The organism is Kitasatospora sp. MBT63 (genome assembly GCF_000710465.2).
Taxonomy (GTDB): Bacteria; Actinomycetota; Actinomycetes; order Streptomycetales; family Streptomycetaceae; genus Kitasatospora.
In genome coordinates this window covers 1-3674 of the sequence record NZ_JAIZ01000182.1, presented here as the reverse complement: position 1 = coordinate 3674, position 3674 = coordinate 1, and the positions used below count along the sequence as shown (strand labels likewise).

Sequence of the window (3674 nt, the reverse complement as noted above, 5' to 3'; positions counted from 1 at the left end):
GTCCACCACCGCGTCGCCGCCCGCCAGCACCTCCCGCATCACCGCCTCGATCTCCTCACCGTTGAGGCCCGGCAGCACCTCGGTGACGGTCCGGCCCAGGTGCTGCTCCACCGGCAGGCCGTTGATCCGCGCCAGCGCGTCGTTGAGCCGGACGAACCGCAGGTCGGTGTCGTACACCGCCATCCCGACCGGCGACTGGGTGAAGAACCCGTCCAGCACCGCGAGGTCGGACTGCAGCCGCCGCACCGCCGTCACGTCCGAGGCCACCGCCAGCACCAGCGGCTGCCCGCCCGGACCCGCGATCGGATGGGTACGGAACTCCAGGATCACGTCATGGCCCGACCGGTGCCGCACCGGGAACACCCCGGACCAGGCCCGGCCCGCCAGGATGTCCGCGAACAGCGCCGTCACCTCCGGCCGCTGCTCGGCCGGCACCAGCAGCTGCGCGGCGGGCGCCCCCACCGCCTGCGCCGCGCTGTAACCGAGCAGCGCCTCCGCGTCCGGGCTCCAGTGCAGGATCCGGCCGTTCTGCGCGATCAGCGCCGTGGCGATCGGGACCGCCAGCAGGCTGTCGGCAGCCTGCCCGCCGCGCCCGGGCCCGCCCGGCTCGGGCGGGACGAGGGAGCGGCGGGTCGGGGGGACGATCCTGTGCTGCTGCTCATTGGTGTCCATCGAGGCACCCGTCCGGAAGTCGGCGTTCCGCCCTGCCATCGTCGCACGGCCGCCGCGGCCCGGCCCAGCCCGGGCCCGGCGCATTCCCCGCCGGGCCCGGGCCGCCGGCCGGCGGCCCGCACGGATTGGGTCCCGGTCCGCCGGGATGGTTGGCTGGGGGCCGGTGCAACGAAGCAGACGGAGGTCGTCCGGCCGATGAGGCGCAAGTCCGGGGTACCCGCGAGCCCCCTCCCGCAACGCCGGGGAGTCGACCCGGTCCGGCTGCGGCTGCCCGCCGACGGCACCTGGCCGACCGCCCTCGCGTACCTGCTGGAGCGCTACGGCGCCGCCGTCGGCGCCGAACGGCTGGCGGCGATGATGGACGGCGGCGAGTTCGTCGCGCTCGACGGCCCGGTCACCGTGCACCGCCCGTACCGGCCCGGCGAGTACCTGTGGTTCCACCGCGAGCTGCCCGCCGAGACCCCCGTCCCGTTCGCCGTCGAGGTGCTCCACCGGGACGAGCGGCTGGTGGTCGCCGACAAGCCGCACTTCCTGGCCACCACCCCGCGCGGGCGGCACGTCACCGAGACCGCCCTCGCCCGGCTGCGCCGCGACCTCGGCCTGCCCCGGCTCAGCCCGGCGCACCGGCTCGACCGGCTCACCGCCGGCCTGGTGATGTTCGTCGCCGACCCCCGGCACCGCGGCGCCTACCAGGGACTGTTCGAACACCGGCTGGTCCGCAAGGAGTACGAGGCGGTGGCCCGCTTCGACCCCGCCCTCCCGCTGCCGCACACCGCCCGCAGCCGGATCGTCAAGGAACGCGGCGAACTCGCCTCCCGCGAGGTCCCCGGCGAGGCCAACGCCGAGAGCCGGATCGAGCTGATCGACCACCGGGCCGGCCTGGCCCGCTACCGGCTGCTGCCGCACACCGGCCGCACCCACCAGCTGCGCCTGCACATGTCCGCCGCCGGGCTGCCCATCCTCGGAGACCCGCTCTACCCCGAGGTGCTCGCCGAACCCGCCCCGGACGACTTCCGCCGCCCGCTCCAGCTGCTCGCCAGGCGGCTGGAGTTCACCGACCCGGTGACCGGCGAGGCACGGCGCTTCGAGAGCCGCCGCCAACTGGCGGCCTGGACCGACCCGCAGGCCTGGACGGCCGGCGTCTGACGGCCGGGGCCGCCCCCCACGTGCCCTTACCCGGCCTCCGGCCGCGAGGCGCCCCCACCCGGACGCACCGGCGAATCGCCCGAGTGCGGCCCGGTACGAGGGCGCTTCGCCCGGCACACCCCGCCGGGCGCCCACCGCCGCGCGCCGATCCGACGCGAACTGTCGGATACCGCCCCTAGGCTCCGCCCATGGGCATGATCGGCAGGTATCTCCGGCTCGGCGCAGCGGAGTTGGAACGCGCCGCGGACGAGCCGGGCTGGGCCCGGGCGTTCGTGGCCGAGCTGGACGGCGGTGCGGACGGCGCCCGGGCCGGCGGCTGGGCACGTCTGCACGACACCGGGAAGGCCTGGCAGGCGCTCGACTTCCTGCTGCGCCGCCACGGGTTCCCGGTCGACCTCGTGCACGGCGAGGAGGAGCTCCCCGGCGCGGGGGACTGGGGGTACGGGCCGCCGCGCCGGCTCGCCCCGGACCGGGTCCGGACGGCCGCCGACGCCGCCGCGGCGATCTCCCCCGGACAGCTGACCGACGGGGTACGGGCCGCCGACCTCGCCGCGGCCGGGCTCTACCCGCCGAGCCTGTGGACCTCCGAGGACTGCCTGTACCTGCTGAGCGCCGAGTACCGCGCACTGGCCGACTTCCTCAGGGCGGTGGCGGCTCGCCGGCACGGTCTCCTGGTCTGGATCGACTGATGGACCGACCGGGCCCTCAGGCCGGCAGCCCGGTCGCCAGCGCGCGGACCGCGGCCACCGTGTCCGCCTCCTCGGCCAGCTTGTCGTCCCGGTAGCGGACCACCCGGGCGAAGCGCAGCGCCAGGCCCGCCGGGTAGCGCGGGCTGCGCTGGATCCCGTCGAAGGCGATCTCCACCACCAGCTCCGGGCGCACCAGCACGGCGTGCCCGTCCCGGCCGCTCTCGCGGGCCAGCAGCTCGCGGGTCTGCCAGACCAGCAGCTCGTCCGTCAGCCCCTTGAAGGTCTTGCCGAGCATCACCCACGGCGGCAGCCCCGGCTCACCGGCCGCCCGGGCACCCAGGTGCAGGTTGCTCAGGAAGCCGCGGCGCCGGCCCGACCCCCACTCCGCGGCCAGCACCACCAGGTCCAGCGTGTGGTGCGGTTTCACCTTGATCCAGCCGGCGCCGCGCCGCCCCGCCGCGTACGGCGCCTGCGCGTCCTTGACCAGCACCCCTTCGTGGCCGCGGCCCAGCGTCTCGCGCAGGAAGGCCTCGGCCCGCGCCGGGTCCGCGGTCCGCACCGCGGGCACCCGCAGCTCCGCCGGGACGACCCGGGCCAGTTCGGCCCAGCGGCGCTCGGCGGGCAGGTCCAGCAGATCGGTGCCGTCCAGGTGCAGCAGGTCGAAGAAGTACGGCGTCAGCGGTGTCTCGGCGCGCAGCCGGGCCGGGTCCTGCCGGGAGGCCGTGCGGGCGCCGGTGACCTGGAACGGCCGCGGCCGTCCGTCCGGGCCGAGCGCGATGGCCTCGCCGTCCAGGACGGCCGCGCGGACCGGCAGCGCCAGCGCCGCCTCGACCAGTTCGGGAACCCGGGCGGTGATGTCGTCCAGGCCGCGGGTGAAGACCGCCACCTCGGGCCCGTCCCGGTGGACCTGGACCCGGACACCGTCCAGCTTCCACTCCAGGGCGGCCGGACCCTCGATCCGCGCGAGGGCGGCCGCGGTGTCCGGTGCGGCCGCCGCCAGCATCGGCCGCACCGCCCGGCCCACCTCCAGGGTGAAGGCGCGCAGCGCCGGGGTGCCGCCGCCGAGCGCCGCCTCGGCGACCGCCCTGGCCGAGCCGCGCAGCATCAGCGCCCGGCGGACCGCCGCCGCGGGCACCCCGGCGGCCTTGGCGACGGCGTCACCCAGCA

At 76.8% G+C, this 3674-nt stretch carries 4 protein-coding genes; 2 read left to right on the top strand and 2 right to left on the bottom strand.

The genetic code is table 11. The features are described from left to right. Positions 1–672: PAS domain-containing protein (locus AA75_RS12640; RefSeq protein WP_149038097.1), on the bottom strand; the 672-nt coding region annotated here is incomplete at its 3' end. 195 nt (positions 673–867) lie between these two features. Here AA75_RS12640 and AA75_RS12635 point away from each other — a divergent pair. Both AA75_RS12635 and AA75_RS12630 read left to right on the top strand, forming a co-directional pair. Then, the gene (locus tag AA75_RS12635) at positions 868–1818 is read left to right on the top strand and encodes a pseudouridine synthase (RefSeq protein WP_033820039.1); all 951 of its coding nucleotides are present in this window, start codon (positions 868–870) and stop codon (positions 1816–1818) included. A 188-nt stretch (positions 1819–2006) separates the two neighbouring features. Beyond that, positions 2007–2507 (top strand): DUF1877 family protein, encoded by a 501-nt coding sequence (locus tag AA75_RS12630; RefSeq protein WP_033820038.1) that lies wholly within the window; start codon positions 2007–2009, stop codon positions 2505–2507. A 16-nt stretch (positions 2508–2523) separates the two neighbouring features. On the opposite strand, the gene AA75_RS12625 is transcribed toward AA75_RS12630, so the two are convergent. Beyond that, positions 2524–3674, bottom strand: a 1151-nt coding sequence (locus tag AA75_RS12625) for an ATP-dependent DNA ligase (protein ID WP_033820037.1), incomplete at its 5' end; no start/stop codon positions are given.